The sequence below is a fragment of the Chryseobacterium sp. TQ-BC-N36 genome, from assembly GCF_058382295.1.
This window is the reverse complement of record NZ_CM178175.1, coordinates 5,032,590-5,057,036: the sequence shown is the minus strand read 5'-3', so window position 1 is coordinate 5,057,036 and position 24,447 is coordinate 5,032,590. Positions and strand designations below refer to the sequence as shown.

At 38.2% G+C, this 24,447-nt stretch carries 22 protein-coding genes and 1 riboswitch; of the genes, 12 read left to right on the top strand and 10 right to left on the bottom strand.

What is annotated here, in order from left to right:
• The first annotated feature begins 26 nt into the window (after window positions 1–26).
• A complete protein-coding gene (locus AC3FI7_RS22940) occupies window positions 27–263 on the top strand; it encodes a hypothetical protein (RefSeq protein WP_110009324.1) in 237 nt (78 codons plus the stop codon).
• Between the two features lie 8 nt (window positions 264–271).
• Window positions 272–1,741 (top strand): M20/M25/M40 family metallo-hydrolase, encoded by a 1,470-nt coding sequence (locus AC3FI7_RS22935; protein WP_491460995.1) that lies wholly within the window; start codon window positions 272–274, stop codon window positions 1,739–1,741.
• 98 nt (window positions 1,742–1,839) lie between these two features.
• Here the strand turns inward: AC3FI7_RS22935 and ilvA are convergent, their stop codons facing one another.
• The 7 genes from ilvA to folP all read right to left on the bottom strand — a co-directional run bounded on the left by ilvA (window position 1,840) and on the right by folP (window position 10,198).
• Window positions 1,840–3,102, bottom strand: a complete 1,263-nt coding sequence (gene ilvA / locus AC3FI7_RS22930; RefSeq protein ID WP_491460994.1) for a threonine ammonia-lyase IlvA — start codon at window positions 3,100–3,102, stop codon at window positions 1,840–1,842.
• Between the two features lie 11 nt (window positions 3,103–3,113).
• Window positions 3,114–4,160, bottom strand: a complete 1,047-nt coding sequence (ilvC, locus tag AC3FI7_RS22925) for a ketol-acid reductoisomerase (RefSeq protein WP_142725903.1) — start codon at window positions 4,158–4,160, stop codon at window positions 3,114–3,116.
• Window positions 4,161–4,204: 44 nt separating this feature from the next.
• The gene (locus AC3FI7_RS22920; RefSeq protein ID WP_142725904.1) at window positions 4,205–4,486 is read right to left on the bottom strand and encodes an ACT domain-containing protein; all 282 of its coding nucleotides are present in this window, start codon (window positions 4,484–4,486) and stop codon (window positions 4,205–4,207) included.
• 11 nt (window positions 4,487–4,497) lie between these two features.
• Window positions 4,498–6,222 carry a biosynthetic-type acetolactate synthase large subunit gene (gene ilvB / locus AC3FI7_RS22915; RefSeq protein ID WP_142725905.1) on the bottom strand — a complete coding sequence of 575 codons (1,725 nt, stop codon included), beginning with the start codon at window positions 6,220–6,222 and terminating at the stop codon, window positions 4,498–4,500.
• Window positions 6,223–6,228: 6 nt separating this feature from the next.
• Complete coding sequence (ilvD, locus tag AC3FI7_RS22910) at window positions 6,229–7,911, bottom strand: dihydroxy-acid dehydratase (protein WP_343660895.1); 1,683 nt, start codon at window positions 7,909–7,911, stop codon at window positions 6,229–6,231.
• A gap of 179 nt (window positions 7,912–8,090) precedes the next feature.
• The gene (gene ilvE / locus AC3FI7_RS22905; RefSeq protein WP_142725907.1) at window positions 8,091–8,963 is read right to left on the bottom strand and encodes a branched-chain-amino-acid transaminase; all 873 of its coding nucleotides are present in this window, start codon (window positions 8,961–8,963) and stop codon (window positions 8,091–8,093) included.
• A gap of 368 nt (window positions 8,964–9,331) precedes the next feature.
• Window positions 9,332–10,198, bottom strand: coding sequence for a dihydropteroate synthase (gene folP / locus AC3FI7_RS22900; protein WP_491462111.1), 867 nt, complete (start codon window positions 10,196–10,198; stop codon window positions 9,332–9,334).
• A gap of 305 nt (window positions 10,199–10,503) precedes the next feature.
• Between folP and AC3FI7_RS22895 the strand changes: the two genes are divergently transcribed.
• The 5 genes from AC3FI7_RS22895 to tpiA all read left to right on the top strand — a co-directional run bounded on the left by AC3FI7_RS22895 (window position 10,504) and on the right by tpiA (window position 15,608).
• A complete protein-coding gene (locus AC3FI7_RS22895; RefSeq protein ID WP_142725908.1) occupies window positions 10,504–11,070 on the top strand; it encodes a DUF1599 domain-containing protein in 567 nt (188 codons plus the stop codon).
• Between the two features lies 1 nt (window position 11,071).
• Window positions 11,072–12,181 (top strand): BT_3928 family protein, encoded by a 1,110-nt coding sequence (locus AC3FI7_RS22890; RefSeq protein ID WP_142725909.1) that lies wholly within the window; start codon window positions 11,072–11,074, stop codon window positions 12,179–12,181.
• 110 nt (window positions 12,182–12,291) lie between these two features.
• Complete coding sequence (locus AC3FI7_RS22885) at window positions 12,292–12,639, top strand: TerB family tellurite resistance protein (protein ID WP_123870468.1); 348 nt, start codon at window positions 12,292–12,294, stop codon at window positions 12,637–12,639.
• A 20-nt stretch (window positions 12,640–12,659) separates the two neighbouring features.
• Window positions 12,660–14,786: a S9 family peptidase gene (locus AC3FI7_RS22880; RefSeq protein WP_491460993.1), complete on the top strand. Its 2,127-nt coding sequence runs from the start codon at window positions 12,660–12,662 to the stop codon at window positions 14,784–14,786.
• A gap of 63 nt (window positions 14,787–14,849) precedes the next feature.
• Entirely contained in the window at window positions 14,850–15,608 is a 759-nt protein-coding gene (gene tpiA / locus AC3FI7_RS22875) for a triose-phosphate isomerase (RefSeq protein ID WP_062671267.1), read from the top strand.
• Window positions 15,609–15,685: 77 nt separating this feature from the next.
• On the opposite strand, the gene AC3FI7_RS22870 is transcribed toward tpiA, so the two are convergent.
• Window positions 15,686–16,954, bottom strand: coding sequence for an esterase-like activity of phytase family protein (locus AC3FI7_RS22870; protein ID WP_491460992.1), 1,269 nt, complete (start codon window positions 16,952–16,954; stop codon window positions 15,686–15,688).
• Between the two features lie 223 nt (window positions 16,955–17,177).
• Window positions 17,178–17,368, top strand: a riboswitch (cobalamin riboswitch).
• A 63-nt stretch (window positions 17,369–17,431) separates the two neighbouring features.
• Between AC3FI7_RS22870 and AC3FI7_RS22865 the strand changes: the two genes are divergently transcribed.
• Window positions 17,432–18,535, top strand: a complete 1,104-nt coding sequence (locus AC3FI7_RS22865) for a T9SS type A sorting domain-containing protein (protein ID WP_142725912.1) — start codon at window positions 17,432–17,434, stop codon at window positions 18,533–18,535.
• A gap of 350 nt (window positions 18,536–18,885) precedes the next feature.
• On the opposite strand, the gene clpP is transcribed toward AC3FI7_RS22865, so the two are convergent.
• Both clpP and dnaG read right to left on the bottom strand, forming a co-directional pair.
• Window positions 18,886–19,572 carry an ATP-dependent Clp endopeptidase proteolytic subunit ClpP gene (clpP, locus tag AC3FI7_RS22860; RefSeq protein WP_050021502.1) on the bottom strand — a complete coding sequence of 229 codons (687 nt, stop codon included), beginning with the start codon at window positions 19,570–19,572 and terminating at the stop codon, window positions 18,886–18,888.
• A gap of 110 nt (window positions 19,573–19,682) precedes the next feature.
• Window positions 19,683–21,665 (bottom strand): DNA primase, encoded by a 1,983-nt coding sequence (dnaG, locus tag AC3FI7_RS22855; protein WP_343660887.1) that lies wholly within the window; start codon window positions 21,663–21,665, stop codon window positions 19,683–19,685.
• 126 nt (window positions 21,666–21,791) lie between these two features.
• Here dnaG and AC3FI7_RS22850 point away from each other — a divergent pair, with 126 nt between their 5' ends.
• The 4 genes from AC3FI7_RS22850 to AC3FI7_RS22835 all read left to right on the top strand — a co-directional run bounded on the left by AC3FI7_RS22850 (window position 21,792) and on the right by AC3FI7_RS22835 (window position 24,434).
• On the top strand, window positions 21,792–22,397 hold the full coding sequence (locus tag AC3FI7_RS22850) for a transglycosylase domain-containing protein (RefSeq protein ID WP_491460991.1): 606 nt from the start codon (window positions 21,792–21,794) through the stop codon (window positions 22,395–22,397).
• Window positions 22,397–22,804, top strand: coding sequence for a tRNA (adenosine(37)-N6)-threonylcarbamoyltransferase complex ATPase subunit type 1 TsaE (gene tsaE, locus AC3FI7_RS22845; protein ID WP_491460990.1), 408 nt, complete (start codon window positions 22,397–22,399; stop codon window positions 22,802–22,804). Before AC3FI7_RS22850 ends, tsaE begins: the two co-directional genes overlap by 1 nt.
• 68 nt (window positions 22,805–22,872) lie before the next feature.
• Window positions 22,873–24,063 (top strand): alanine dehydrogenase, encoded by a 1,191-nt coding sequence (locus AC3FI7_RS22840; RefSeq protein ID WP_491460989.1) that lies wholly within the window; start codon window positions 22,873–22,875, stop codon window positions 24,061–24,063.
• Entirely contained in the window at window positions 24,063–24,434 is a 372-nt protein-coding gene (locus tag AC3FI7_RS22835; protein WP_343660885.1) for a hypothetical protein, read from the top strand. The genes AC3FI7_RS22840 and AC3FI7_RS22835 overlap by 1 nt, the downstream gene beginning before the upstream one ends.
• The last annotated feature ends 13 nt before the right edge of the window (window positions 24,435–24,447 follow it).

Genomic DNA, 24,447 nt, shown 5'->3' with positions numbered 1-24,447 from the left:
ATTCAACGACAATATATAAAAAGAACATGCAGAAAATCGAAATCAAAGCAGAACAGTTTTTTGAATTATTAAAATTAAAAGACACTCCAATGTGGGAAATTTTCTCGCAGATGATCGATGGAAATGAGAAGGAAATTATCTTTTTGGATCATGAAGACAAAATCCTTTTTAATTATATTTTACCTTCTACACAGGAAAAACTGGAAGAAGACAGAAAAGAATTTTCAAAACAGTTTTCAGAGAAGTTGGCTAACTTTAATTAAGTGTTACTATGAATAAGAATTATGTTTTTTCTCTGTTAAGCTTTTTCCTGTTTAGCCTTGGAAGTGCTCAGAACTATAAAAAACCTTTGGTGTCCGCCATTAAAGAATCTGATCTTAGAACCGATATGTACCAGCTTGCAGCAGACCAGTTCTGGGGTCGTGAAGCCGGAACGCTGGATGAATTAAAAGTCTCCATGTGGCTTGCTGACAAAGCTAAAGAAGCAGGAATGAAACCCGCCGGAGATCATGGAACTTTTTTCCAGTTTTTTGACATGTACAGACATCAGGTTATCCCGCAAAGCAGCCTGAAAATTGGCGATACCAGTCTTAAGCTATGGAAAGATTTCCTTGTTGCTGAACCCGTAAATGCTTCTGTAGATGCAGAAATAGTGTACGCAGGAAATGCAGAGCCCGGTGATCTTGCCAAACTGAATATCAAAGGGAAGATTCTTGCCGTCAATGCTTCTGACAAAAATATATCGAAAGACATGACCCTTTTTGTAAGGAGATATCCGGGATTTGTAAGAAATAAATATTACAATAAAGCGGCTGAATTGGGAGCTAAGGCAATCATTTTCGTTACCGATGACCTCTCTGAACAAAGCTGGGTGGAGGTACTGCCTCAAATGACAAGAGGAAGCTACGGGGTGGAAGGATTAAGAGAGAAAATCACCAATAACATTCCTGTTTTATGGATCAAAAGGGAAAATGCCGGCTGGGTAAAAAACAACCCTAAAGCTTCTCTGAACCTGATCACTGAAACCTACAAATATCCATCCGTTAATATTATCGGAAAAATAGAAGGCACAGATCCTGTTCTTAAAAACGAATATGTATTGGTAAGCGGACACCAGGATCATGACGGAATCAGGCATCCGGTAAAAAACGACACCATCTATAATGGTGCTGATGATAATGCAAGTACCTGTGTTGCTATGTTGGCGATGGCCAGAGCATATAAGAAGCAGCCGGCAAAAAGAAGCATACTTTTTGTTTTCCATGGCGCTGAAGAACGCGGATTACTGGGTTCCAGATGGCATGCAGCCCACCCCGTTGTCCCGAAAGAGAATATTGTAGCCGTTCTGAACGGAGATATGATCGGGAGAAATGATAATAATGAGGCGGCTTTATTAGGGGGAAATGCTCCTCATAAAAATTCTGAAGAGCTTGTAAAAATGGCTGAAGAAGCCAATAATGAAAGTACGAAATTCAAATACCTGAAGGATTGGGATTCACCGAGCCATGCTGAATATTTTTATTTCAGAAGTGACCACCTTCCGTATGCTAAGATTGGGATTCCCGCAATATTTTTCACCAGTGTGCTGCATGATCAGTACCACACCCCACAGGATGAATCTGAAAATATCAATTACAAGAAACTTTATAAAATGACCGAATGGATGTACAGAACATCCTGGAATGTTGCTAATGAAAATGAACGGCCAAAAGTAATTCCGAATTTTTCATTGGAAAGATAAATAACAAAAGCTTCACAGATATTGTGAAGCTTTTTGTTTTCATCATTGTGTTTTTAGAATCGGTTTGAAAACGAAATAATTTAATATTGAATATGATTTTAAATAAGCAAATTCATCAGCGAAGGATCATTGTTAAGATAGTTGACAAAAAAATCATATTCCTTCATCTTACTCATCAAAGGGGGAAAATCTTTGTTCTGTTTCAGAGCAATTCCCACCACTGCAATTCCTTTTTCTTTTGAATTTTTTTGGGTATACTCAAAATAGGTAATATCATCATCCGGTCCCAGTACATCCATTACAAAAGTTTTCAATGCTCCGGGACGCTGCGGAAATCTGACCAGGAAATAATGTTTTAATCCCGCATACAGCAGTGCTTTTTCCTTGATTTCTTCCATACGGGTGATATCATTGTTGCTTCCGCTGATAATACACACTACATTTTTACCCTGTATCTCTTCTTTATACTTGTCCAATGCTGCTACTGAAAGTGCTCCGGCCGGCTCTACCACAATAGCATCTTTATTGTATAATGACAGTATGGTTTCACAGACAAGCCCCTCATCTACTAAAGCCATATCATACAGTCTGTTTTTACAGCGTTCAAAAGTGAGATTCCCTACCTGCTGTACAGCTGCCCCATCCACAAAACGGCTGATCTTTTCAAGAAGAACAGGTGCCCCTTTTTCCAGTGCTTTTTTCATGCTTGCTGCTGCGGAGGGTTCTACACCTATGATTTTTGTTTGCGGAGACAGATGCTGAAAGACAGTGCAGATGCCTGCTGCCAGACCGCCTCCGCCAATTGGGACAAAAAGATAATCAACAATACCTTCTGCCTGTTCCAGAATCTCGAGTGCCGTTGTTGCCTGTCCTTCAATAATAGCCGGATCATCAAAAGGATGAATAAACACACTGTTATGATCTTTGCAAAACCTCATCGCAGCGTCTTTTGCTGCATCAAAAGTATCTCCGAAAAGAATAACATCTATATATTCTCCACCGAACATTTTTACCTGTTCAAGTTTTTGTCCGGGCGTTGGCAAGGGCATGAAAATTGTTCCCTTCACCTTCATTGTATGGCATGCAAAAGCAACCCCCTGCGCATGATTTCCGGCACTGGCACAAACCACTCCTTTGGATAGTTCTTCCTGTGACATGGTTGCCATTTTATTGTATGCTCCTCTGATTTTATAGGATCTAACCCTTTGCAGATCTTCTCTTTTAAAGCTGATATTAGCATCATAGATGGCAGACAGGTTATTATTGACGGCCAAAGGTGTTTTTACCACTACATTTTTTAATCGTTCCTCCGCTTTATAAACATGCTCTAAAACGGAGGAGTCTGTTTCCTCTTTCATCATCCGTTTCCTTATTAATTGTTTTCGGGTCTCAGACTTCGTACGGTCTTACCAGCTTTCCACATTTCGCTTTCTCTCAGCTCAGTAAGTTCTGCTTCCAATTTCTCACGATAATCCGGCTTGCTGTTGCTGTCAATTGAACGCTGTGCTTCATTTCCTTTGGCAACGTTGTCATAGAGTTCCTCAAATAATGGCGAAGTAGCATCTCTGAAACGTTTCCACCAATCTAAAGCACCTCTCTGAGCGGTTGTACTGCAATTGGCATACATCCAGTCCATTCCGTTTTCTGCCACCAATGGCATTAATGACTGAGTAAGTTCTTCAACAGTTTCATTAAACGCTTCAGAAGGACTGTGTCCATTTTTTCTTAGCACATCATACTGAGCAGCAAAAATTCCCTGTACAGCTCCCATCAATGTACCACGTTCTCCTGCAAGATCACTGTATACTTCTTTTTTAAAGTCGGTTTCAAACAGATATCCACTTCCTATTGCAATACCTAATGCTGTGACTCTTTCTCTGGCTTTTCCTGTAGCATCCTGATATACGGCAAAACTGCTGTTCAAACCTCTGTTCTGAAGAAACATTCTTCTTAATGATGTCCCTGAACCTTTTGGTGCAACCAGAAATACATCTACATCGGCTGGAGGAACAATTCCTGTACGCTCGCTGAATGTAATTCCGAAACCATGAGAAAAATATAACGCTTTCCCAGGGGTAAGATGCTGTTTTACTTTAGGCCAGTACTCAATCTGAGCTGCATCACTCAGAAGATAGCAGATAATCGTTCCTTTTTCTAATGCCTCTTCAATTTCAAATAAGGTTTCACCCGGAACAAATCCGTCTGCTACTGCTTTATCCCATGATTTGGAGTTTTTCCTCTGCCCTACAATAACCTTAATTCCGTTATCTTTCTGATTCAAAGCCTGGCCGGGTCCCTGTACTCCATATCCTATCACTGCTACAACTTCATCCTTTAATACTTCCTGAGCTTTTTCTAACGGGAACTCTTCTCTTGTCACTACATTCTCCTCTACTCCTCCAAAATTCAATTTTGCCATTTTATATATTTTTTGTTATTGATTATAATGATTAATTGTTGTATTTAGCTGGCATATTCTACCGCCGTCAGATATGGGTTTCTGTGATAATGTACCTCCAGAACGTCTATTTGTTTCTCCATCTGTCTGCTGATCTTCTGTACAGAATCTTCTGTTTCTCGGATCACAATGACAAACTTTTTCACTTTTTCTATTTCGGAAGGCCCTACATTGAAAGTCACCATAGCAATTCTCCTTCTTGAAAAAATAGCATTAATTCTGTTGATCAATCCTAAATAGTCTTCTGTATACGCAGTAATGGTATATTCTTTATGATCTGTTTTCATTTTTATATTTTTTAAGCGTTATTATTTAATACGATTTCTGAAACACTTTTCCCCTGCGGGATCATTGGAAATACATTATGTTCTTTTCCCGTCATGACCTCAAGAAGAAAAGCTCCGTTGTGATCCAGCATCTCGCGGAGTGCCCATTTCAGATCTTCTCTTTCGGAGACTCTATTTCCCGGGATATTATATCCTTTTGCTACCTGAACAAAATCAGGGCTCTGAATATCTACTGAAGAATACCTTTCTTCGTGAAACAATTCCTGCCACTGTCTCACCATTCCCAGGTAACAGTTATTTAGAATTAAGATTTTCACCTCCGGGTGATATTGCATAATAGTTCCAAGCTCCTGAATATTCATCTGTGCACCACCATCACCCATTACTGCAATAACAGGTCTGCCAGTCTCTGCGTAGGATGCTCCTATCGCGGCGGGAAGACAGAACCCCATCGTTCCCAGCCCTCCGCTGGTGACATTGGTTCGGGAATGTCTGAAATGAGAGTAACGGCATGTTGCCATCTGATGCTGCCCTACATCTGTTACAATTACTGCCTCTCCTTCTGTCATCTCATTAAGGTATCTGATCACCTCCCCCATGGTAATCTCTCCCTGTTCAGGATAAAGCTCCCTGCTGATCAGATTGAGATGTTCAACTTCATAGCATTTTTTAAATTTTTCATGCCAGTCAAGATGTTCTCTGTGGGTAATCCTTTCTGTAAGAAGAGGAAGTGTATGCTTGCAGTTTCCCAGAACCGGAACATCAGCTTTTACATTTTTATTGATTTCTGCTTTATCAATATCCAGATGAATGATTTTTGCCTGTTTTGCGTACTGATCTAATCTTCCAGTCACACGGTCGTCAAAACGCATTCCGACAGCAATCAAAACATCACATTCATTGGTTAGTATATTCGGTCCATAATTTCCATGCATTCCTACCATCCCAACAGCCTGATGATGATCGGTAGGAATAGCACTCATTCCTAAAACCGTCCATGCCACAGGAATCCCTGATTTCTCAGCAAATTCTAAAAATTCTTTTTCAGCTTTTCCAAGCATAATCCCCTGTCCGGCGATAATAAATGGCCTGGCTGCATTATTGATGAGCATTGCTGCTTTTTCAATATTTTCAATACTGGGATCCGGATCCGGCTTATAGCTTCTCAACGAATGGCATGGGAAATATCCTGTATAATCAACAGACTGCAGCTGGGCATTTTTGGTAACATCTATCAGTACTGGTCCAGGACGCCCCGACTTTGCAATATAAAATGCTTTTGCCAATACTTCAGGAAGCTCATTGGCATCGGTCACCTGATAATTCCATTTGGTGACCGGGCTTGTGATGTTCATCACATCGATTTCCTGAAAGGCGTCGGTTCCCAGAAGATGGTCAAAAACCTGCCCTGTAATACAAACCAGAGGAGTGTTATCCAGCAGGGCATCGGCTAATCCTGTAACAAGATTGGTAGCTCCGGGACCGCTGGTGGCCAGTACAACACCGACCTTTCCCGATACTCTTGCCAGTCCCTGTGCTGCATGTACCGCAGCCTGTTCATGACGTACCAAGATGTGTTTCAACGCTTCCTGATAATCATAAAGTGCATCATAAATAGGAATAATAGCCCCTCCAGGATATCCGAAAATAGTTTTTACCCCTTCATGAAGAAATGCCTCAAGAATAATCCGGCTTCCGGTAAGTTGTGTTGCTGTTGATAAGTTCGGGTTTTCCATATACTTTTATTGAGTGATTTCGTCCGTTACACAACCTTCTGCGGCTGATGATACTGTTAATGCATATTTATAAAGCAATCCTTTCTGTACTTTAAGAGGAGGCTTTTGCCATCCTTTTTTTCTTCTTTCTATTTCTTCTTCTGAAACTTTGAGCTGTATAGTGTTGTTTACCGCATCTATCTCAATCAGGTCATCATCATTTACAAAGGCTATCAGACCTCCTTCATGGGCTTCCGGTGTGATATGTCCTACTACAAAACCATGAGTCCCTCCACTAAACCTTCCATCTGTAATCAGAGCTACGCTGCTTCCGAGGCCTGCGCCAATCAGTGCACTTGTAGGTTTCAGCATTTCCGGCATTCCGGGAGCTCCTTTCGGACCTTCATGGCGGATGACAATAACGTCACCATGCTGTACCGTTCCATCCTGGATTCCTCTGATCAGATTTTTTTCACCATCAAATACCCGGGCTTTTCCTACGAAACGTTCTCCTTCCTTTCCTGTAATTTTAGCAACGCTTCCTTTTTCGGCAAGATTACCATATAATATTCTCAGATGCCCGGTAGCTTTTACAGGTTCTGAAAGTGGTTTTATAATTTTCTGTGTATTGAAATTCAATCCCGGAACATCCTGAAGATTCTCGGCGACGGTTTTTCCGGTAACAGTAAGACAGTCCCCATGTAGGAGACCCTGCTCCAGCAAATATTTCATCACTGCAGGAGTTCCTCCGTGCTCATGGAGATCCTGCATCAGGTATTTTCCACTCGGCTTGAGGTCTGCCAATACCGGGGTCTGATCACTCATCTTCTGGAAATCATCCTGGGTAAGAGATACCCCGACACTTTTCGCCATTGCTATAAAATGCAGAACGGCATTCGTGCTTCCCCCCAGAATAACAATAAGACGAAGGGCGTTTTCAAATGCTTTGCGGGTCATGATATCAGAAGGCTTAATATCTTTTTCCAATAATACTTTCAGGTATTTTCCTGCTTCAAGGCATTCTTCTTTTTTTTCTTTACTTAAAGCAGGGTTGGAAGAGGAATACGGAAGACTCATTCCCAGTGCTTCTATCGCAGAGGCCATGGTATTGGCAGTATACATTCCGCCACATGCCCCGGCTCCGGGACAGGAGTTCTTCACCACACCGTCAAAATCTTCCTCAGTGATTTCTCCTGCAATCTTTTTTCCTAAAGCTTCAAAAGCAGAAACTATATTTAATGCTTCACCTTTGTAACAGCCGGGTGCAATAGTTCCTCCATATACCATAATGGATGGTCTGTCCAGTCTTCCCATGGCAATAACAGTTCCCGGCATATTTTTATCACAGCCCGGCAATGCGATCAGCCCGTCGTAATACTGTGCGCCACAGATCGCCTCGATACTGTCTGCAATCACATCACGGCTTACCAGAGAATAGCGCATTCCATCTGTTCCGTTGCTCATTCCGTCACTTACTCCAATGGTGTTAAAAATCAATCCGGCTAATCCATGTTCCCATGTTCCTTTTTTTACAACCTGAGCCAGATCATTCAAATGCATATTACAGGTATTCCCGTCATAACCCATACTGGCAATTCCAACCTGTGCCTTGTGCATATCTTCTTCTGTAAATCCTATCCCGTACAACATAGCTCTGGCGGCGGGCTGTTCACTGTTCTGCGTGAATGTTTTTGAATATTTATTTAACATATTTCTGCTACTTTTCCTGTTCTTTTTATCTATTTAAGATGAAGTTTTTTACTAAATTTTTATCCAAAACTACATTTTGTAATATTCTTTTCATTTTCATTTTCACTAAAACTACAATATTCAATTGTTTGAAAAACAGACTTATTTAACTAATAATCAAATATTTAAATTACAAAAATTTACAATGACAGAACTCTTACCAATTTCAAATATGCCTCCTGTACCTTCCCGCTAGCTGTATCTTTCCAATCTTTGGTAAAAGGAACGTCATCAAGTGAGTCAAGAGCAACGATTTCTGCTGCTGTACCACAGAAAAAACCGGCATCGGCACCACGCATTTCCTCTGGTTTAAAGAATGTTTCTTTTACAGGAATATCAAGCTCATTACAAATCTCCATAACAGTTTGTCTTGTGATTCCCGGAAGGATGCTTCCTTTAGCCGGCGTATACAAAACTCCATCTTTTTCATAGAAAACATTAGCTCCTGAACTTTCGGCAACGTTTCCGTTTTCATCCAAAACCAGCGCCTCATCATACCCCTTATCTTTGGCATCCTGACAGGCCAATATTGAGTTTACATAATGTCCTCCTACTTTTGCTTCAACCTTGAAAGCTTTAGGATTCGGACGCTGAAAAGGAGAGGTCATAATTTTCATTTTATCTGCCAGATATCCGTTATTCCATTCCCAGGCAAGAAGTGACAGATAAGATTTCTGTCCTTTTGAAAGTGACATATTGGGGGAGCACGTGACCAAAGGGCGGATATAGGCATCAGTAAAGCCATTACGTTCCAGAAGCTCATAGGTAAGATCTGTAAGCTGATCTACAGAATAATCGAAGGGAATGTACATCAGTTCTGCTGATCTTTTCAGCCTTTCATAATGTTCTTTTGCTTTGAAAATTCTGGTTCCATGATCTGTATTGTAAGATTTAATTCCTTCAAAAACCGAATAGCCATAGTGAAGGGATTGCCCGTAAAGATCTGTTCCGCCCTCTTTCGCTTTCATAAATTTTCCGTCAAAATAGATGGTCGTGTCATCGTTGTAATACATGTTATAGAGATTTAAAAAAAATTAACAAATGGAATAAAAAAAGCCCTCTCACGTTGTGAGAGGGCTTAATATATGTACAGTCATACATCTTCCTTCTCACAGACGCAAGGGAATAATAATGACGATAATAATTACTGATAATAACTGATACATATTTTGTACTTTATAAAAATTAAAACAAAAAAGCCGTTTCAAATATGAAACGGCCTATATATAATTTAAATTAAAATCTATTTAAAATGCCGTTTCCGTACTGTTGTTAATGACAACAGCAATAATAGAAATGACAATAATATTTTTCTGATTCTTAAAATTCATACTGCAAATGTATAAACTTTTTAATTACTCACAAGCTTTTTTTACACTTTTTATTTTTTTCGTAAAAATTGGGTCAGTGTTTCCTTAGTTTCAGCCACATCATGAACTCTTAAAATCTTTGCTCCCTGTTCCAGCACTTTCATATGAAGTTTCTGTGTTTCTTCATTAATATCCAAAGGTAATTTACCAAGAGGTTTATAAATAAATGACTTTCTGGAAATACCTATCAATAAAGGAAACCTTTCAAATCCGAGATAATCAACCTCGTGAATCATTTTCATCTGGTCTTCTACTGTTTTTCCGAAGCCAAAACCGGGATCAAGAATGATATCATTTACTCCTTTTTCTAAAAGTTCTTTTGCTTTTCGGGAAAAATACCGGTTAACTTCCAGCGTAATATCTTCAAATCCGGTTTTATCATGCATGGTTTTGTAGGAAGGGTTTACATGCATCAGGATATAGGGAAGCTTTGTATGAGCTGCTGTTTCAAACATTTCAGCATCGTACTGACCTCCGGAAATATCATTGATCAGATCAATTCCTTCATTAAAGCCGAACTTCACCGTTTCTGCATAAAAAGTATCCAGCGAAATCAATGCTTGCGGGAATTCTTTTTTAATCAGAGAAATGATATTTCCAATCCTGTTTATTTCTTCTTCAGCACTTAAAAATTCCGCATTGGGGCGTGTAGACTGTGGTCCGACATCCAGTATTTCAGCCCCGTCCTGTAACAGTTTTCCGGCATGCTTCAACGCTGACTTTTCATTATTGAATTTACCGCCATCAGAGAAAGAATCCGGTGTCAGATTGAGAATTCCCATGATCTTTGGTGTATCCAATTGTACTAAACGGCCATTGCAGTTGATTGAGTGGATGGGAGCGTTGGAGGGCTGGAGTGTTGGAGAATTGGAAAGCATGAGTTGGATGATGATTGATAAATGATTTTTGTACTGCAAAATTAGTGATTTATGAGTTTTTAAGATGAAAAAGAGTCTGGAAATTATGAATTATGAGTTATAAATTAGACTCTTATATTTTCAAACACTCCCATTCTCTACCCCTAAAACCCTCTTACTCTAAAATTCTAAACCCAACAATTCGAATCCCGAAACTCTAAAAAATTCAAACGCTCACAAACTCAAACTTTCTTACTCACAAACTCAGCTCTTCAAATTCAAAAATCTGAAACCGAATTCGTATATTTGGAAGATTAAGAAAATTTATGCTAAAAACATCAGTACAATTCGGGAAAGTTATCAGTCTTTGCCGTGATCTTTTCAGTAAAAAATTACAGGATTACGGAGCAGCATGGAGGGTGTTGAGACCCAGTTCCATTACAGATCAGATTTATATTAAAGTCAATAGAATCCGTACGCTGCAGATGACTGATAAAAAAATGGTGGACGAGAGTGAGGAAGATGAGTTTATCGCAATTGTCAACTACTCTATCATTGGACTTATTCAGCTGGAAAAAGGGTTTTCCAATGATTTTAATGAAAATAAAGAAGAAATTTTAGGTCTGTATGATAAATATGCCAATGAAGCTAAGGCTTTGATGGAAAGAAAAAATCATGATTACGGTGAGGCATGGAGAGATATGAGGATCTCTTCCATCACGGATCTTATTTATCAGAAAGTCTTAAGAACCAAACAGATTGAGGACAACCAGGGAAAAACAATTGTGTCAGAAGGACTTGATGCCAACTATTTTGATATGCTGAATTATGCGGTTTTCTGCCTGATCAAGTTCTCAGAAAAAGAAAATCAATTCGAACCCAAAATTATTTAATATGCTTAAAGGTTTATTACGCTTTATTATTGCTGTTATCTTTATCCTTTCAGGCTTTGTGAAAGCCGTGGATCTTGTAGGTTTTTCTTTCAAAATGGAAGAATATTTTTCTCCTGCTGTTTTCAATATGCCGTTTTTAGAAAAGTTTGCTCTGCTGTTTTCCGTTATAGTGGTGATACTGGAACTTTTCCTGGGATTTATGCTGCTGCTTAAATTAAAGCTTAAATTTACCTTATCCGTATTAATTGCCCTTTGCATTTTCTTTGGATTTCTTACATTTTATTCTGCCTATTTTAATGTCGTAACAGACTGTGGATGCTTTGGGGATGCCATTAAATTCACTCCTTGGCAAAGCTTCCTTAAAGATGTTGTGCTTCTTGTGGGACTGATTATCTTATTCATTCTGTACAGAAAAGAATTCCGCAAAAAAGATGCTTATGGAATTACTCAGAAAGAATCCTCCAATACATTTAAATACATTCTTTTAGCCGTTTTTTCACTGGGTATGATTTATGTAATGGCGCAGGGAATTATGCATGAACCGATCATTGACTTCCGGGATTATAAAATCGGGACAGACATTAAAGGAGAAAAAGCAAAAATTGAGAAAAACCCTTCTGAATATAAGACATTTTACTCTCTGAAAAACCAGAAAACAGGACAGGTTGTAAAAGTAAACCAGGATGATTATATCAAAAAAACAGAATACTGGGCAGAAGGTTCTCCCTGGAAAATTGAAGATGGAAAAAATGAATCAGTACTGGTGAAAGAAGGTTATAAGTCTGAAATTGTGAAATTCAAAATTGAAGATCCTACCGGAATGGAGGTTACGAATGAGATCGTTAATGCACCAAAAGCTGTTCTGGTGTTCTCTTATCATCCAAAAGAGGTTTCTGCTGATCTGCTGCAGAAAGTAGAGGCAAAAGTAAAGGCACAGAAAGGAGCTCTTATCTATGGAGTTTCCACTGAGCCCAATACTTTCAAGACCATCAAAAATGTCCTGATGGATGGAACTGCCATCAAAACGATAGCAAGAAGCAACCCATTTGTACTGATCCTTGAAAACGGAAAAATTGTAGACAAACAGCCTGCCAAAGACTACGTTAACTAATTATAAATGATGAATGATGAATTATAAATGATCTTTTTGAAGAGAGCTAATCTTGGATCAATTATCAATCAATTATCAAATTTAAACACTAAACTTAAACATAAAAGCACATGCAAAAATCAAATAAATCAATTGCCGGTTACCACTTATTAATGATCCTTTCTTCTGTAGACGGAGAGTTTGCTCCTGAGGAAGGAATGCTGGTGCAGCAATATCTGGCAGATGAATTTCCTTTCAGAATGAATCTTGACAACGAATTGGAAACGCTGGCTCTTTTACAGCCGGAAGAATGGAAAGATCATTTTGAATTCCATGCAAGATGTTTCCATGAAGATTCTACGGAAGACGAACGTGTGAAATTTGTTCAGTTTGCAAAATCTCTGATCAAAGCAGATAACAAAGTAACTGAAGAAGAACATACGTTCTACGTTCTGCTGAAAAATCTTTGGGGATTATAACCCATCAAAAAATAAAAACCATGAAAAGAATTTACCTAGGACTGTTATTAATGAGTGCATCAACATTTCAATCTCAGAAATTTCCGGACATGAAAGCTCCTGTTGCAGAAAAGCAGGAACATATCAGAGAAATCCATGGCGATAAGGTCAATGATCCTTATTACTGGATGATCGATTATTTTAAAAAAGGAAAAGACTCCACGAAAGTCGTTAATTATCTAAAGGCAGAAAATACCTATTGGGAAGGCATGATGAAGGATACGGAACCCTTCAGAGAAAAGCTTTTCCAGGAAATGAAAGCGAGGATAAAGGAAAAAGACGAATCTGTACCGGTTTTTAAAAAGGGGTATTATTATTACAGCCGTACGGAAACTGGAAAACAGTATTTTAAATACTGCAGAAAAAAAGGCAGTCTTACTGCTCCGGAAGAGTTTCTTCTGGATGTTGATAAAATGGCGGAAGGCCATCCTTATTATGCAGCTTCAGGCTTCAGTATCAGCCCTGATAATACCAAGATGATATTTGGTGTAGACAATATTTCCAGAAGGCAGTATTCATTATTTCTGAAGGATCTTACCACCGGAAATATTACAGACCTTGGTATAAAAAATACAGGTGGGTCAGCAGAATGGGCCAACGACAACAAAACCATTTTTTATACAGAGAATAATCCTGTAACCCTTTTATCTGAAAAAATAAAAAAACATATTCTTGGAACGGATCCCGGTAAGGATGCTACAGTGTATGAGGAAAAAGATAAAACAAATTACATTTCCGTATACAAATCCAAGAATGAAAAATTTCTCCTGATTTACTCAGGGGCAACAACTTCCTCCGAAACAAGATACCTGGATGCGGACAATCCAAATGGAACATTCAGGGTTTTCCAGCCAAGAATGAAGAACGTCTTATATACCGTTACTCCATTGGAAGATAAATTCCTGATCAAAACCAACAAGGACGCCCTGAATTTCAAAATTGTAGAAACTCCTATAGATAAAACAGGAGTTGAAAACTGGAAAGATTTTATTCCTCACAGAAATGATGTTCTGATGGAAAGTGTAAGTGTATTTAAAAATTTTCTGGTTTTCGGCGAAAGGCAAAACGGGCTTTCACAATTGGTTGTTTACGACAGAAAAACGGGTAAAAAAGAATTTCTGAAATTTGATGAACCTGTTTACACGGTTTATTCATCAGGAAACCCGGAATACAATACGGATAATTTCCGTTTTGGATATACTTCCATGATCACCCCAAATTCTCAATATGAACAGGATTTAAAAACCGGAAAAAGAATTCTGCTGAAGCAGCAGGAAGTTTTAGGAGGATATAACAAAGAAAATTATATCACAGAAAGACTTTTTGCTACGGCCAAAGACGGAACTCAGATCCCGGTTTCAATAGTTTATAAAAAAGGATTTAAGAAAGACGGTAACCATCCCTTATTATTATATGCTTATGGATCTTACGGCAGTTCTACAGATGCCACTTTTAACAGTAACAGGCTAAGTCTCTTGGACAGAGGTTTTGCAATGGCTATCGCTCACATCCGTGGCGGTCAGGAAATGGGAAGACAGTGGTATGAAGACGGTAAAATGATGAAAAAGAAAAACACATTTACAGATTTCATCGATGCCGGAGAATATCTGGTTAAAGAAAAATATACCTCACCCAAGCATCTGTATGCTCAGGGAGGAAGCGCAGGAGGACTGTTAATGGGAGCGGTCATCAATATGAGTCCTAACTTATGGAATGGAGTGATCTCTCAGGTTCCGTTCGTAGATGTAGTGAACACCATGCTTGATACAAGTATTCCACTAACGACCAATGAATATGACGAATGGGGGAACCCGAATAATAAAGAAGCTTATTTCTATATGAAATCTTATTCTCCGTATGAAAATATAGAGAAGAAAAGCTATCCGAATCTTTTGGTAACAACAGGATTACACGATTCTCAGGTACAGTATTTTGAACCAGCGAAATGGGTTGCCAAGCTAAGAGATATGAAAACGGACAAAAATGTACTGTTATTAAAAACAGATATGGAATATGGCCATGGTGGCGCTTCCGGAAGGTTTGATTATCTGAAGGATTTGGCTTTGGTATATGCTTTCATGTTTAAACTGGAAGGGATTACTAAGTAGTATGCCTCGCAGATTATCCAAAAAAGAAAAATTAAAAAATAAATAAATCTATATTTAAATCTTATGAGAAGAAAAATAGTTGCAGGAAACTGGAAAATGAACAAAAATGTAATTGATGCACAACAATTAATGATTCAGTTACTAAGCTATAAAAACAACAATGCTACGAACTGTGAGGTTTGGATTGCTCCCCCTGCATTGTATTTGATGATGGCAAAAGACGTTTTTGAAAAGGATGAAATCGGAGTATTTTCTCAGGATATGAGCGAGCATGAAAGCGGCGCCTATACTGGTGAAATTTCTGCAGATATGCTGGAATCTATTGATGCAACCGGATCACTAATCGGGCATTCTGAAAGAAGACAATACCATGGAGAAACAGATTCTCACTGTAACAGAAAAATCAAATTAGCTCTTGATAAAGGTCTTATTCCTGTTTATTGTAACGGAGAAACGCTTGAACAGAGAAAAGCAGGACAACACCTTGAAGTTGTAAAAAACCAGACTGAAGTAGCTCTTTTTACACTTTCTGCAGAAGAGATCAAAAAAGTGGTGATTGCTTATGAACCGGTTTGGGCGATCGGAACGGGAGAAACAGCAAGCCCTGAGCAGGCTCAGGAAATCCACGCTCATATCAGAAACATTATCGCTTCAAAATACGGACAGGAAGTTGCTGACGAGGTTTCAATCCTTTACGGAGGTTCTGTAAAACCTGACAATGCTAAAGAAATTTTCTCTCAGCCGGATATCGACGGAGGTCTTATCGGAGGAGCTGCTTTGAAATTAGAGGATTTCTCTAAGATTATTGAAGCTTTTAATTAATATAAAGGATTGATATATTATCCAATAAAAAGCGGCGGAATCAAAGATTCCGCCGCTTTTTCGTTAAAAAAATCTAATTATTGAATATCGACTACGTACATAGTTCCTTTGTCTACTTTACCGGTTTTAGGTAAAATTTTGGCTTTGGGATTTCCGTTTCCATCATCCACTACCCCAAAGTCATCATCGTTGAAAACTGCCAGCTTATTATTTCCCAGATAAACGATTCCTTCAAACTTATCATGTTCGTATCCCAGCTTTGCCACCAGATCTACCGCTAATGTTTTGGTAACGGCTTTGATTCCGGCATTTGTAATTTCATCCCATGAACATTGTTCCAAAGCTTTACCATTCACTTTCATTCCGTCCACGGCATTAATATCAGGTCCATTTACGTCGGTAGCATTGCTCAGATTGATTCTGTATACTTTTTTGATTCCTCCCTGAGAGCCGAAATTTCCATCTCTTTCGATCACCAGGAACTCGTTATTACTTAGTGCGGTAATATCACATACTGAATCAGAAGCTCCCCCCTCCTGCTTGTATAAAAACTGCTTGGTCTGCCCTGTTATAATATCGAAAGTTACGATTCTCGTTAAAGTAGTATTGGTTGCCAATGCTTTGCTGGGTACATGCATCATCGACTGTATGGTTCCTACCAGTGTTCTTCCATCCGGAGTAATACAAAGTCCTTCCATGCCTCTATTGGCTCTCCTTTTTGCTAAAACGGCAGGTAACTTTCTTGGTCCGGTATTTACACCTACCGGGCTTATTCTTTCCATCTCCACTCCGTCAGCACTATAATGCACGATATGAGGACCATATTCATCAGAAACCCAAAATGTACCATCTGCTGCTGCTACAATACTTTCACTGTCTAATCCATATTGATCTGTCCCTAAAACATTTCCGGAAGCATCATAGGCTATTTCTCCGGTACTTCCCATTCCTACAGGGTTTGGTAATCCTGTAATAAGCTGCCCGGATGGATTTTTAAGTTTAATATATTTGATTACCTCTACATTCCCGTCAGCATTAATTTTAAAATGCATAATGGTAGGCGTAAAATTAGGTGCAAGGAATTTTTTCCCGTTCTGGAAATCAGTATTAGGACCTCTGTCTGTAATGACATAAAACTCACCTTTTCTTGTAGGATGGGCGGCTGCTCCTGAACCAAATCCGCCATTGATAACATCTACTCCGTTTATCGTGGCCAGCTTTGTAAATGGAAATTCCTGAGGCAGCTTGGAATAATTAATATCCTGATTAACCATTGTGGTATCGTCATCACTTTTACATGAAGCCAATACAGCCAGTATACCCACAGAACATAGTAATTTTTTCATATGCTATTTTATGGCTGCGAAAATAGGATTTGATTGTAAACTGATCTTAAATGCAATGATAATTGTTTTTTAACAATTGAACAGACAGAATACATTGAAGATAAATAAGAAAAGAATCTATTTAAAATGAAAAACCAACAATCCAACCAAATTATTAATCAATTTGAAAATCATTTTTTTAAAGGAAAATAATTCACAAAACGGACTTATCAATTTATATGATATATTTGCAGCGTTTTAAGGCTGAACAATGTTCATTAATAGGGAATCAAGTGAGAATAATATTCAAATCTTGAGCTGTACCCGCAACTGTAAACTGTTTAAACTTACTGCACAAAAACCACTGGATCTGAAAATCCGGGAAGGAAGTTGTAAGATGTGAGCCAGGAGACCTGCCTTAAAACACTAGATTCAGAGAAAGAATTAGTTCTGCTCTGAAGATAAGTTTCGGGAATAAAACTTTAAATTAATTATATCATGAGAAAAATCTATCTTTTTTTCTTACTGCTTTGCATGCAGGTATTGTCGGCCCAATTCACAGAAAACGACATTAAATTTTGGGTAGGAACCGGTTCTAAAAAAGCATATTTCATTGCAGACTTTAATGATGACAGCACCCCAAATTCTTATGCTTGGGGATACCGTTTTGACGGAAATGGCTTAACCATGGAAGACATGATTACTGCTATTGCCGCTGCAGAACCTAAAATGGAAATTGAAATACCATCCGGATTTCTGTACAGTTTAAATTACAATCATCATACTCCCGGACTTGACGACTATTGGTCAACCTGGTCAGGAAACACTCCATCAACTATGGCATTCAATAATGGTGTGAACAATGATCTTTTAGTGGACGGAAGATGGTATGGAGCTTCTTATAGTTTTTCCCCTCCTACAATGCCTTCCCCACCAGTTGCAGCCTACAGTTCTGCTTGGTTTGTTCCCTCGCAGGTTACAAACTGGGTAGGAAGCGGAACTAATAAAAGTCTTGTCGTTATTGATTTCGGAACTGATAATGCCAACGGAAATGCCAATTCTTTTGTTTTTGGAATTAAATATAACGGAAGCATAACTGCTGAACAGGCGTTACAACTGATCCAGTCTCAAGCTTCCTATTTCAATTTTGCATCAGCGAATAATCAGATTACTAATTTAACATTGAATTCATTTACTGGAAATACTTCCGGATCAGACAGCTGGAAGTTATATAAAGGAAAAGATCTATCAAGCTGGCAAACAAAAGCCAATCTTTCTCAGATTCAACTGAGTAACAATGACTGGTTTGGATTAAGTTTCGGGCAAAGAAGACCATTTACCCCCACCGAGGCACAGCTGACTTTAGGAATTTCTTCTGTGACCAAGAAAAAATTCAATATTTATCCAAATCCGGCAAGTGATTTCATTCAGATTGAAACGGCTGAGAAACTGAAAGAAGTGAATATTTACTCTGTGACAGGACAAAAAATAATGACTTCTCAGATTACTAAGATTGATATTCATTCTTTAAACACGGGAGTTTATTTTGTGGAGATTAAAACAGCTGAAAATACGACAATACATAAGATTGTTAAGAAATAGAGAAAGCGCCATGAGGCGCTTTTTTTGTGAGGATATAGGTAAAATATACTGTTAAAACCACCCCGGCAAAAATTCTTTGAATTTTTGCCACCCCTCCAGCGGAGGGGAATCTTTACGTTTTCAGTTTGAATTTTAGTCAGGATTGTAATTTTTCTCTCGCAGCTAATTCTTGGATCATTATGACTGGATTCCCGCGGAATAACAAACTGCATGAATAAACCATCATTCAAATTGTGTCATTCCGTAGGAATATAAACATGTGATAAATAATTTAAAATGAGTGATTAAAATATAAATCCAACAAAAAACCGCACCAGATGGGTGCGGTTTTCTGATGATGTTACCATCAATTATTTTTTCTCTGTAGATCTTTGTAAAACTTCATCTACCATTCCATAGCCTTTAGCTTCTTCAGAAGTCATCCAATAGTCTCTGTCAGAAGATTTTTCCACCCACTCATAAGTTTGTCCTGAGTGATGAGCGATGATCTCATAAAGCTCCTGCTTCAATTTCAACATCTCTCTCAGGTTGATCTCCATGTCAGAAGCAACTCCCTGAGCTCCTCCTGAAGGTTGGTGAATCATTACTCTTGAATGCTTAAGCGCAGAACGTTTTCCTTTTTCTCCGGCAACCAGCAAGACAGCTCCCATAGAAGCAGCCATCCCTGTACAGATTGTTGCAACATCCGGCTTAATGATCTGCATTGTGTCATAAATACCTAAACCTGCATAAACACTCCCGCCAGGAGAGTTGATGTAGATCTGGATGTCCTTTGAAGGATCAGCACTTTCCAGAAATAAAAGCTGTGCCGTAACGATATTGGCTACCTGATCATCAATACCTGTTCCAAGGAAGATAATTCTGTCCATCATCAGACGGGAGAAAACGTCCATTTGAGCAACGTTTAATCTTCTTTCTTCCATGATGTACGGAGTAAGATTCGTTGGGCCATACATTCCCATATACTGATCGGTTACCAAACCGTTGTTTCCTAAATGTTTTACAGAGAAGTCTCTGAATTCTTTTTTAATGTCCATATTTCTATTATGTATTATTTTTAAATATTCTCGAAGTTTAAATTACAATATTTATTCCTAAAATTTTATAGGACTTTTTGTCACAGAATACCCAAAAATCTGACTTCGGTTTATCTCTTCCTATCTACATAAATCCCTTTGATCGGGGAATATTCGATGATATTGCTCAACCGGATGGAAGCCTGCTTCAGTAAAGTGATTTTTTTGATCAGCTCATAATACTTCACTTCATCTGTATTGCTGTACTGATCAAGCGCCTTAGCCGTTTCTTTGATCAGATAATCAATGTATCTGTATTTATGCAATAAAATATCTCCCTTAATCTGATCTGCCACTTTATCTCCATAATTGGGAGGGTAAATATTTCTGGAAGCCCAGTTTTCAAGCTCATCAAGCGGGATCAGAGCATCTACTACCTTCGTGGTAATCTCTTCATCCATAAAAGATACAAAAAAGTTTCCACTTCTCAGCTCATCTTTTTGAATTCCCTCTTTCACCTGATTGATAATAATCTCATTTTCTTTAACTAAAAACTGATACTGCTCCTCTTCAAAATGATGAAGAATTTCTTCAATTACCGTAATCTGGTATTCTTCATTCTGGTCATTTCTCCTTTTCAGGATAATGTCTCCGAACATCAGCATATGATCCACAAGCTTGTTTTCCATGAATAGCACATCGTACAGAAAGGGATCTTCTTTTTCCTGATCCAGAGGAACAATCTCCATCTTTGGAGCTGCTTTTTCCTTCTGCTGCTGAACATGGTGGGTCTGATTTTGGGTGATCTGTTTCTGAACACCTAATTCATTGAAAAGACTCTGCTCGGAAAGTCCGAATTTATTGGAAACCTCTTTCAGGTAAACCTCTCTTTTCAGAGCATTCTGAACAAAAGATACCGATTTTACAATATCCCTTATCGCCTCAGCCTTTTTGATAGGATCGTTTCCTATATCTTTTAACAGAATTTCTGCTTTAAAGTCGATGAAATCCATCGCTTCGTTTTCGATATACTTTTCAACGTATTCCTGCGGATGTTTTCTGGCAAATGAATCTGGGTCATCTCCGTCAGGGAAAAGCAAAACACGGATGTTCATTCCTTCCGTTAATAGCATATCAATACTTCGGAAACTCGCTTTGATCCCGGCGTTATCTCCATCAAAAAGAATCGTTACGTTTTCCGTAAGCCTCTTAATGAGTTTAATCTGTTCCGTTGTTAAGGACGTTCCGGAACTTGCCACCACATTTTCAATTCCGGACATATGAAGTGAAATCACATCCATATATCCTTCCACCAGGAGACAGGCATTTTTTCTTGATATGGCCTGCTTACTCTGATTTAATCCATAAAGAACATTGGATTTATGATAGATCTCGGTTTCCGGTGAATTGAGATATTTTGCAGTTTTGACATTATTCTTAAGAATCCTTGCTCCAAAACCCAGCACTCTACCTGAAAAACTGTGAATCGGGAAAATGACCCTTTCCCTAAAACGGTCTACCCCTGCAGGGGTATTTTCCGGGAAGATAGAAAGCCCTGATTTCTCAAGAATTTCTTTGGTATATCCTTTTTCCAGTGCGTAGGCGGTGAAAGCATTTTTTTTCTCGGGGGAATATCCGAGCTGGAATTTTTTAATGATATCATCTCTCAATTCCCTTTCTTTGAAATAAGAAAGACCTATGCTTCTGCCCTCCTGATCATCCCAAAGGATCTCCTGAAAATAAGTATTGGCAACCTCATGGATTTTATACAGCAGATCTTTTTCTGTCTGGGCATTTTTTGCTTCTTCAGAAATTTCACGCTGATCTTCCTCAATTTCAATTCCGTATTTTTTTGCAGCGTGGCGAAGTGCTTCAGGATAAGTAAAATTTTCAATTTCCATCAGGAAAGAGATGGCAGTCCCCCCTTTTCCTGTAGAGAAATCTTTCCAGATCTGCTTACTGGCAGAAACTACAAAACTGGGCGTTTTTTCATCGTGAAACGGACTGAGTCCTTTGTAGTTAGACCCTGCTCTTTTCAACTGCACATATTCACCCACAATCTCTTCAACGCGGATCGTGGAGAATATTTTATCAATGGTCTGTTTGGAAATCATGCTGTAAAATTAAGTATTTTTTATAGAAATTTTAGATACAAGAAGGTAGAGGTTAAATTTTTGATTATGCTAAGATTTTATTTATAAATCATATTCATTGATTATTTTTGAACAATGATTTATCTTATGAAGTATCTAAAAAAAATCTTGTTATTTATAATTATCATTGTATTTTTATTCGTCTTATATTTAGAATTAGGTGGAAGTTATATTTTAAATACAACTGATAAAAGATTAATTACATGGTCTGTTAGAAGCAGTAATAAACTACCAGAAAATTTCAATACCTTTTATAATACCGTTTATCCAAATTCTTTATTCCAAAATTCCTGGATTTTTCTTGGAAATGCTATCATAAATCCAAATTCTCAAAAAAAAGAATGTCCCTGTAATCAGATGGCCTCTAACATTTTTCCTAGATTAGAGTATCAAAATAAATCATCTTTCGATCAATTTCTTATAGCCAGATATATTGAACATTCTTACAGCCAGAAAGATTGCCTGAATTTTAATTTCCGTAATTTTGACTTTTTAGAAAATAGAAAAGGGATTGAAAATGTTTCAAAATCATTATTTAATAAAGAAATGAAAGACTTGAAACCAATAGAAATCGCTGAAATATTAGCTTTATACGAAAATCCAGTTAAAAACAACCGTTACAGAAATTCTGAAAGAGCAAAAAACAGAACTGAACATTTTTACAACTTATATTCTGAAAATTTAAAGAGATAATGAATTACACTATCAATAAAATCGAAGACTGGCAGGAAGTTGTTGACAGCATCATTCCTGAATTGAAACATCCTATTCTTTTATTAAAAGGAAATCTCGGAGCCGGAAAAACAACATTCACACAGTTTCTGCTCAAAAAAATGGGAAGCGGGGACGAAGTGAACTCCCCTACTTACTCTATTGTTAATGAATACAATACAGAAAAGGGAAAAGTGTATCATTTTGATCTTTACCGTCTGAAAAACATTGAAGAAGTCTATGATATTGGCATTGAAGAATACCTGGACAATTCTTTTTTATGCATCATCGAATGGCCGGAAGTGTATGAGGAAGAGCTTTACGGGCTCAACTATCACACAATGAGCATTGTGAATACGGGTGAAAACAGAGAAATTTCATTCGATTAAATATTATGTATCTTTGCTCATTAATTGAGTGTAAAAAAACAATCTGTAAGACATAATTTAATTTAAGGATGAGTACAAATATTTTTACTCCTTTCACAGAAGAAGAATTAATGCCGAAAGAGGAAAAATTGGAGGTTATAAAAAAAGGAAAACAGTTCAGTATTGGAATTCCTAAAGAAACCTGTCTCAACGAAAGGAGAACCTGCATCACTCCTGACGCCGTACAGGTGTTGGTAGAGCACGGCCATGAGATCATTATCGAATCAGGGGCCGGACAAGGTTCATTTTTTACAGATTTACAATACTCTGAATCCGGAGCAAGGATCACCAATGATCCTAAAGAAGCTTTCGGACAGGATCTTATCCTGAAGATCAATCCTCCTACAGAAGAGGAAATTGAGTATATGAAACCTAATACGTATCTGGTCTCAGCACTTCAGATCAACCTCAGAGATAAGGAGTATTTCTTAAAGCTTGCAGAGAAAAAAATAAACGCCATCGCTTTCGAATTTATCGTTGATGAATATAAGCAGCTGGCTCTGGTAAGACTGGTAGGAGAAATTGCAGGAACCGTTTCTATTCTATACGCTTCTGAATTATTAGCCTTATCAAACGGTTTAATGCTTGGAGGAATTACAGGGGTAAGACCTACTGAAGTCGTTATCCTTGGAGCGGGAATCGTAGGAGAATTTGCCACCAAAGCTGCCATCGGTTTAGGAGCCAGTGTGAAAGTTTTTGACAATTCTTTATCAAAGCTGAGAAGACTGCACACCATTGTTGACAGCCGTGTACCAACCTCGATTATTGATCCCAAGGAACTCAGCAAAAGCCTGAGACGTGCTGATGTAGTAATCGGTGCACTTCCAAGATTAAACATGACCCCTATCGTTACTGAAGATATGGTCATGAAAATGAAAAAAGGCAGTGTCATTATCGATATCACCATAGACAACGGTAAAGTAATTGAGACTTCAGAACTTACTACGATGGAAGATCCTTATATCATCAAACATGGTGTGATCCACTGTGGGCTTCCAAACCTTACTTCAAGAATGCCGAGAACCACCACCAAGGCTATCTCGAATTTCTTCCTTTCCTATATTTTAAATTATGATGAAGAGGGCGGCTTTGAAAACATGCTGATCCGCAAAAATGAAATGAAACAGAGCTTATATATGTACAAAGGAAGACATACCAAGAAGATCATCTGCGACCGTTTCGGACTTACATATCACGATATCAATCTTTTAATTTTCTAATGAAGAAACTGAAATTTTATGCAATAGGCTTCATTCCGGGGCTTTTAATCGTATTTTTTATTTTAAACAAAAAAGGGGCAAGCTGCAGCGGTTATTTACCTAACAGCCGTGTCATTGCTGAAACACTTTCTAAGGAGTTCAACTATTCTGAAGAAGCTAAAAATGCAATGACCACCTATAAGATTGATGAGAAATTTATAAAAGACAGCATCATTACCAATGGAAAAGTGGATTTTGACCGCAGTCATGCACAGAAAAAACCTTGTCCGGATTATCTTTTAACCTATCCTGAAAAAAATCCGTCTTATGAGATCACCTTTGAAAAATGTGAAGAAAATGTGACGGTAAGCAGTCTTAAGAAAATTAAATAGTTTTCAAGAACTA

What these genes read in the sequence shown, in the direction of transcription:
- AC3FI7_RS22940 (WP_110009324.1), top strand. Translation starts at nt 27, where the DNA reads ATGCAGAAAATCGAAATCAAAGCAGAACAGTTTTTTGAATTATTAAAA.
- AC3FI7_RS22935 (WP_491460995.1), top strand. Translation starts at nt 272, where the DNA reads ATGAATAAGAATTATGTTTTTTCTCTGTTAAGCTTTTTCCTGTTTAGC.
- ilvA (WP_491460994.1), bottom strand. Translation starts at nt 3,102, where the DNA reads ATGATGAAAGAGGAAACAGACTCCTCCGTTTTAGAGCATGTTTATAAA.
- ilvC (WP_142725903.1), bottom strand. Translation starts at nt 4,160, where the DNA reads ATGGCAAAATTGAATTTTGGAGGAGTAGAGGAGAATGTAGTGACAAGA.
- AC3FI7_RS22920 (WP_142725904.1), bottom strand. Translation starts at nt 4,486, where the DNA reads ATGAAAACAGATCATAAAGAATATACCATTACTGCGTATACAGAAGAC.
- ilvB (WP_142725905.1), bottom strand. Translation starts at nt 6,222, where the DNA reads ATGGAAAACCCGAACTTATCAACAGCAACACAACTTACCGGAAGCCGG.
- ilvD (WP_343660895.1), bottom strand. Translation starts at nt 7,911, where the DNA reads ATGTTAAATAAATATTCAAAAACATTCACGCAGAACAGTGAACAGCCC.
- ilvE (WP_142725907.1), bottom strand. Translation starts at nt 8,963, where the DNA reads ATGTATTACAACGATGACACGACCATCTATTTTGACGGAAAATTTATG.
- folP (WP_491462111.1), bottom strand. Translation starts at nt 10,198, where the DNA reads ATGCTTTCCAATTCTCCAACACTCCAGCCCTCCAACGCTCCCATCCAC.
- AC3FI7_RS22895 (WP_142725908.1), top strand. Translation starts at nt 10,504, where the DNA reads ATGCTAAAAACATCAGTACAATTCGGGAAAGTTATCAGTCTTTGCCGT.
- AC3FI7_RS22890 (WP_142725909.1), top strand. Translation starts at nt 11,072, where the DNA reads ATGCTTAAAGGTTTATTACGCTTTATTATTGCTGTTATCTTTATCCTT.
- AC3FI7_RS22885 (WP_123870468.1), top strand. Translation starts at nt 12,292, where the DNA reads ATGCAAAAATCAAATAAATCAATTGCCGGTTACCACTTATTAATGATC.
- AC3FI7_RS22880 (WP_491460993.1), top strand. Translation starts at nt 12,660, where the DNA reads ATGAAAAGAATTTACCTAGGACTGTTATTAATGAGTGCATCAACATTT.
- tpiA (WP_062671267.1), top strand. Translation starts at nt 14,850, where the DNA reads ATGAGAAGAAAAATAGTTGCAGGAAACTGGAAAATGAACAAAAATGTA.
- AC3FI7_RS22870 (WP_491460992.1), bottom strand. Translation starts at nt 16,954, where the DNA reads ATGAAAAAATTACTATGTTCTGTGGGTATACTGGCTGTATTGGCTTCA.
- AC3FI7_RS22865 (WP_142725912.1), top strand. Translation starts at nt 17,432, where the DNA reads ATGAGAAAAATCTATCTTTTTTTCTTACTGCTTTGCATGCAGGTATTG.
- clpP (WP_050021502.1), bottom strand. Translation starts at nt 19,572, where the DNA reads ATGGACATTAAAAAAGAATTCAGAGACTTCTCTGTAAAACATTTAGGA.
- dnaG (WP_343660887.1), bottom strand. Translation starts at nt 21,665, where the DNA reads ATGATTTCCAAACAGACCATTGATAAAATATTCTCCACGATCCGCGTT.
- AC3FI7_RS22850 (WP_491460991.1), top strand. Translation starts at nt 21,792, where the DNA reads ATGAAGTATCTAAAAAAAATCTTGTTATTTATAATTATCATTGTATTT.
- tsaE (WP_491460990.1), top strand. Translation starts at nt 22,397, where the DNA reads ATGAATTACACTATCAATAAAATCGAAGACTGGCAGGAAGTTGTTGAC.
- AC3FI7_RS22840 (WP_491460989.1), top strand. Translation starts at nt 22,873, where the DNA reads ATGAGTACAAATATTTTTACTCCTTTCACAGAAGAAGAATTAATGCCG.
- AC3FI7_RS22835 (WP_343660885.1), top strand. Translation starts at nt 24,063, where the DNA reads ATGAAGAAACTGAAATTTTATGCAATAGGCTTCATTCCGGGGCTTTTA.